The organism is Limnospira sp. PMC 1279.21 (assembly GCF_032349615.1).
GTDB lineage: Bacteria > Cyanobacteriota > Cyanobacteriia > Cyanobacteriales > Microcoleaceae > Limnospira > Limnospira fusiformis.
Genome location: NZ_JARPLU010000039.1, coordinates 1 through 5524, shown reverse-complemented (window position 1 = coordinate 5524; position 5524 = coordinate 1). Strand labels below are relative to the sequence as shown.

Here is a 5524-nt window from a genome sequence, read left to right as displayed (position 1 = left end):
TTAATCAACGGGGCAGGATTAATTATTAATTATTAATTATTAATTATTAATTATTTTGTCCTCTAGCAATTAGGGACGCGCGTCCAAGTGATGGGCGAGGCGATCGCCCATTGCCCATTGCCTTTCCAGAAATTAATCAACGGGGCAGGATTAATTATTAATTATTAATTATTAATTATTAATTATTCCGGTTTGAAAACAGTGGTATAGATAGAAACATCCCAGCGATAATGATACCAAAAAGGTCGTTACGAACCCATCTGAATTGCAGGAACTCTAGCACCAAGAATAACCCGACAACCATGGCAAAAACTTGCTTTTCGTCAACCTCATGATATGGTTTTATCCAGTTTTTAAACATGATAAATATTGGAGCAATTAGCAGTGATAAAAATGGTGTAAACACTATAAAGTTGTTGCTAAAAATATAGGCAACCATAGCCATAGTTAATGTGTCCATCCAGAACTGTTTGCTTTGGATTCTTTTTCGCCAATTTTCACTGCTAATTAACTTATGGCAATACTGCTTAAACCGCAGGCGCTGATTTTTGCGTCTGGCTTTTGGGTCTAATTTAAGCACTATTTGCCATTCAGGAACCCCACGATTTTGGACTCTGCCTAATAACTTAACCCGGACAATATTCTTGAGGTTTAATTGAGTTAATTCAGTGGCGATCGCCTTAGCTATTTGGGGATAATCCACCTGTTGTTTGTCGGCACGATTAATGACAATAGTTAACTTAGACTTACTAATCCGATTAACTTGCACCTTAACTTGATAGGATTGTAGAGCCTTTTGCAGAACCTCAGTGATTTGTGGTTCTTCCTGGGGGAGTGTACTAGGCTTTATTGGCTGTTTAATAGTGGTTGGATTAGTGGCGATCGCCACAAAACCAGTTTCCGGTTCCGGCGTTAAACCCGGCATAGCCTCAATATATTTAGGAGTGGGGTGCAATTTCAGCAGTAACGCCGCCGCCGAATGAAAACGCTTGCTTGTTGCCCCGGCCAACATTCTATCTAAAATATCAGCTAATTCGTCACTAACAGGACTTTTTAAATAACTACGCCAGCCCCAATTTCCCTCATGACTATCAAACAAATCAAAAGGGGTAACACCCGTCAACAAATGAATACAAGTCACCCCCAAACTATAAATATCACTAGCAAATACAGCCTTTCCCATCAACTGTTCAGGAGCCGTATAAGCAGCGGAACCAATCAGAGTCCCCGTCTTTGGTAATAGCCCCCCTGTCACCAATTTAGCCGCCCCAAAATCCACCAAAACCAAGCTATTTTCTGAGCCTTTACTGCTACAGCGACGACGGATAATATTTTCCGGTTTAATATCTCGATGAATCACCTTATGGCTGTGAATAAACTGTAACACAGGCAATAATTCATCCAGAACCTGATAAATTTTATTTTCCGTAAACGGACCCTTGAGCATCAATTCTTGAGCCAGGTTATGACCCTCTATAAACTCCTGAACCAAATATTGATAGGGTTCCGACTCAAAATAAGCCACCCGGTTAGGGATTTGGGAATGTTCCCCTAAAATCTCCAGTTGCTGGGCTTCCTGACGAAATAAATCCGCCGATCGCTTGGCATTATTTCCCTGGGGAAAAAACTGTTTAATCGCGACCTGTGGATGGCTGGGTGTCAGTTGATCAACCGCTAAAAATGTGCGACCGAATCCCCCTTGTCCCAGGAGTTCCAGCGCAGCATAACAGCTATTGGCTGACCCCCCAATTGGGGCCGATAGTTTGACAGCAGCGCCACAGTGTTGGCACGACTCCCCCTCACCTGGGTTTTGGGGATTTGGACAGTGGGGATTAAAACAGTAACTCATAATCTGAGGATGTTAAAAAAAATTAAAGATGGGGGTGACTATTGACCCCCAATGGTTAATGGCTGTCCGCTGGTGATTAGGTGGGGATGGGCTCTCCCGGTCGCAATTTTGACCATTTTCCGGTTTCTTGTTTAAAACTTTCACAGCCAACTACATCCCATTCCATCTCGATGCTATCTTCTGTGGTGCGGATATTAACGTTGATGCTGGGTTCAACGGGGTCAAAGGTGGGATTGTCGCTAACATGGCGTTCCTGATGCTGTGTTTCTACGGCGTGGTAGGTGATACAGCGATCGACATAGTAACAGTTAACACAAATACACATATTCAAAACCCTCTGTATATTTTCAAAAGGATTGACTACTTGATTTCCCTTTCTGCTAATTTAGCTTATATTAATCGATTCTTGCTGATGGTGCTATTAGTCTCGCCTACTGTTATCCTGGTCTAGGCACTATCTCAGGCACTTTGGCGTCCACAGATGACTGTTACGGCTGTTTCTGACTCAGACTGGGGGATGATACTGGCTTAACCCCCCTCAGTACAATTTTACCCGATCTCGAACCTGATGCCAATTTCTGGGAATTTCATGGGGATGGGGTTAGTATTTAAAGTTAAATTCTGAACTCATAGTATAGCGATCGCGTCCAGCTTTTTTGGATTCATACAGTGCTTGATCTGCTGCCATAAACAGGGTCTCTGGATGATAATCACTGCTAGGAATTATGCTGGCAATTCCTATACTTATCGTTACTACCGGATGCTGAGAATCTACAGATTTAGGCACTCCAGAAGCTATAGCTAATTCTTTGACCGCGAGGCAAATTTTTGCCGCCACAAACATGGCTCCCTTCCCATCAGTTTGGGGTAGAAGCACCACAAACTCTTCTCCACCATATCTAGCTAATAAATCATTGGGACGTTGTAAATTCTGTTGAATAGCTTGGGCTATTTTTTGTAAACATACGTCTCCGGCTAGATGACCAAAAGTATCGTTATATAGTTTAAAGTAATCTATATCGCAGACAATTAATGCCAGGGGATTATGTTTGATAGCCATACATTCCCATTCCATTTTAAAAGCCTTCTGGAATTGTGAGCGATTAGCCACCTTAGTGAGTTCATCAACATAAACTAAATTTGATAAATATTGGTTATCACGTTCCAATTGTTCTATATAAATAGAACTAGGCACTTGGGGGGATATCGGTTTATAGCTAAAGTAAACACGATACAAATCACCAGCCAAAATATAATTATTTCCTAGGCTTTTAATTATCCCTATACTCTCTAAGTAATAGGCTGATATTGGCTCAATTTTTAAGGCTGTTTTGGCGGTGATTAACTGCTGAATCATTTCCACTAATTCTGGCTTTTTTTGAATTAATATCCAGATTTTTTTCAGATAATTTTTATAAATACCTGCATCGGTAGAAGCTCGATGAAAAAAATCATCAAATTTTGTTTGATGCTCATATAAATAATGAAAAGCTAGATGAATTAAATAGGGATGTCCACCGACCAAGCAGGTTAATTTGTGTAACTGATTTTCGGTTAAAGTGAGTTGGTATTTGTCGGCTAGTTCTCCCACTTGCTGATGCGTAAACTCAGGTAAATCAATCAATACACCTACATTAAAGGGAGATTGATTAATCCCTAAAGAAACATAAACTTCTGTGGAATGAACCAAAACCAGGCGCAATTTCTGCCAAATTGTTGACTGTGCAGATTTCTCATGCCAAAATCGCAATAATGGCAGAAAGTTCATGAAGATTTGGGGATACTCAAACAGCAAATTAACCTCATTAAAAACCAATAAAAAAGGTCGGTTAATTTGGGGAATTAAGTATTCTTCAAAATACATCGTGCAGCTCACTTTGTCGCCGATGTCTTCATCCCAATAATCATTAATATTATAGGCTATTCCTAACTGTCTGGTGACATTACTACATAACCAACGAAAAAATTTGGTCGAACTTTCAAAAATCCCTAAATCCGCTTGCTGAAAGTCAATTAAGACGGTACTATATCCTAAACTGTTGGCGTGGTTAATCAACCTTAGCATTAACGAACTTTTGCCCATTTTTCGGGGTGCTTTAATTCGCATAACACTACCAGGTTGGGTTATTTGCTGATAGGCTATAATTTCGATGGGGGGACGCTCCACATAAAAAGCAGAATCCAGAGACAGCGGACTATCAGGACATGGGAGACAACCAAGAGGATTACTGAATTCTAATTCTGGCGGTATAGCTTGATCCATTTTCCCTCAAAATATTTTTGGTCTCATGGTATTGTATAGTATTAACCCAAATCCTGAGCTTTGTCAAAAATAGTCCCTTTCGGCAACATCAAGAAAGTTACCTGGGAAAGTTATCGTTATCTGAACACTTGAACTGGGTGGACTTTGGTAATTTGATTGACTATTTGCGATCGCGGATTCTTCTATAGATAGGTATTGCTTGCTATATGTCTGCTGCTATTACATCCCCATTATCTCCCGAAAACTGGCCGTTTGGTTTAGAAAATCTACCCGAATCAGCTTATTTAGTCGGGGGTGCGGTGCGGGATGCCTTATTGAGTCGCGCCGTGGGTGATTTGGATTTAGATTTTGTGGTGTTGTCGGAAGCAGTAAACACAGCCAAAACCATCGCCTCCCATTATCAAGCCGGATTTGTGTTGTTAGATGCGGAGCGACAAATTGCTAGGGTAGTATTCCCAGGGGTAACAGTAGATTTTGCTCAAGCTGAGGGAGGAAGTTTAGAGGTAGATCTAGGGCGGCGGGATTTTACAATTAATACGATCGCCTATCATCCCATAACCAAAACTTTTTTCGACCCCTATCAGGGACAACAAGACTTAAAACAGGGTCTGATGCGCATGATCAGTCGGGAAAACTTAGCTGATGATCCCCTGCGGTTGCTGCGGGGATATCGACAGGCGGCGCAGTTAGGCTTTGTGATTGAACCGGAAACTAAACAGACGATCGCCGATTTAGCCAGTTTATTACCACGGGTAGCAGCAGAACGTATCCGCACTGAGTTAGGATATTTACTCAATACCCCCTTGGGAGTGCCGAAATTAATTGAAGCCTGGAAAATCGGTCTGATCTCCCCCTGGTTTAGCAGTTTGGGAGATAGATGCGATCGCCTCAAAAATCTTGATCACGTCGCCGCCGCCGTCTCACAAACCTATCCACCATTAGCCAAACCCTTGAGGGAGTCGGTGCGGGAAACCATTAAAATGTCCCAACTCGCGATCGCCAAATTAGCCACCATGACCAGCGAGGATCGGGACCAAGCCGAAGCCGAGTTAATTACCCTCAAATATAGCCGAGTTGAGATCCGGGGAGTTCTGGCTTTACTAGGAACCTTTCAGCAACTACAACCCACCCCCATAGCCGATCTATCCATACGCCAACAATATTTTCTATTTGCTAATGTGGGGGAATTTTTCCCCGCCTTAGTAGTCCTGTCCATAGCCGCCGGAGCATCACTACAGGAGTTTACTACCCTAATTAACCATTATCTGAATCCCGATGATGCGATCGCTCACCCCCAACCCGTCATTAGCGGGAAACTCTTAATGGCAAAATTGGGACTCTCTCCCAGTCCCTTATTAGGGGATCTACTCCAAGAGATACAAATTGCTAAGGCTGAGGGTCAAATATCCACC

At 42.2% G+C, this 5524-nt stretch carries 4 protein-coding genes; 1 reads left to right on the top strand and 3 read right to left on the bottom strand.

Going from position 1 to position 5524, the window contains the following annotated elements; all coding sequences use genetic code 11:
- Positions 1 to 178 precede the first annotated feature (178 nt).
- The 3 genes from P5683_RS08265 to P5683_RS08255 form a co-directional block, all read right to left on the bottom strand.
- Entirely contained in the window at positions 179 to 1849 is a 1671-nt protein-coding gene (locus tag P5683_RS08265; protein WP_315640787.1) for a serine/threonine-protein kinase, read from the bottom strand.
- Positions 1850 to 1925: 76 nt separating this feature from the next.
- Positions 1926 to 2174, bottom strand: coding sequence for a Ycf34 family protein (locus tag P5683_RS08260; protein ID WP_006621453.1), 249 nt, complete (start codon positions 2172 to 2174; stop codon positions 1926 to 1928).
- A gap of 276 nt (positions 2175 to 2450) precedes the next feature.
- Positions 2451 to 4112 carry an AAA-like domain-containing protein gene (locus P5683_RS08255; protein ID WP_315640784.1) on the bottom strand — a complete coding sequence of 554 codons (1662 nt, stop codon included), beginning with the start codon at positions 4110 to 4112 and terminating at the stop codon, positions 2451 to 2453.
- Between the two features lie 206 nt (positions 4113 to 4318).
- Between P5683_RS08255 and P5683_RS08250 the strand changes: the two genes are divergently transcribed.
- Positions 4319 to 5524, top strand: a 1206-nt coding sequence (locus P5683_RS08250) for a CCA tRNA nucleotidyltransferase (RefSeq protein ID WP_315640783.1), incomplete at its 3' end; no start/stop codon positions are given.

Coding starts and splice junctions, on each gene's coding strand:
- P5683_RS08255 (WP_315640784.1), bottom strand. CDS start 4,112: ATGGATCAAGCTATACCGCCAGAATTAGAATTCAGTAATCCTCTTGGT.
- P5683_RS08260 (WP_006621453.1), bottom strand. CDS start 2,174: ATGTGTATTTGTGTTAACTGTTACTATGTCGATCGCTGTATCACCTAC.
- P5683_RS08265 (WP_315640787.1), bottom strand. CDS start 1,849: ATGAGTTACTGTTTTAATCCCCACTGTCCAAATCCCCAAAACCCAGGT.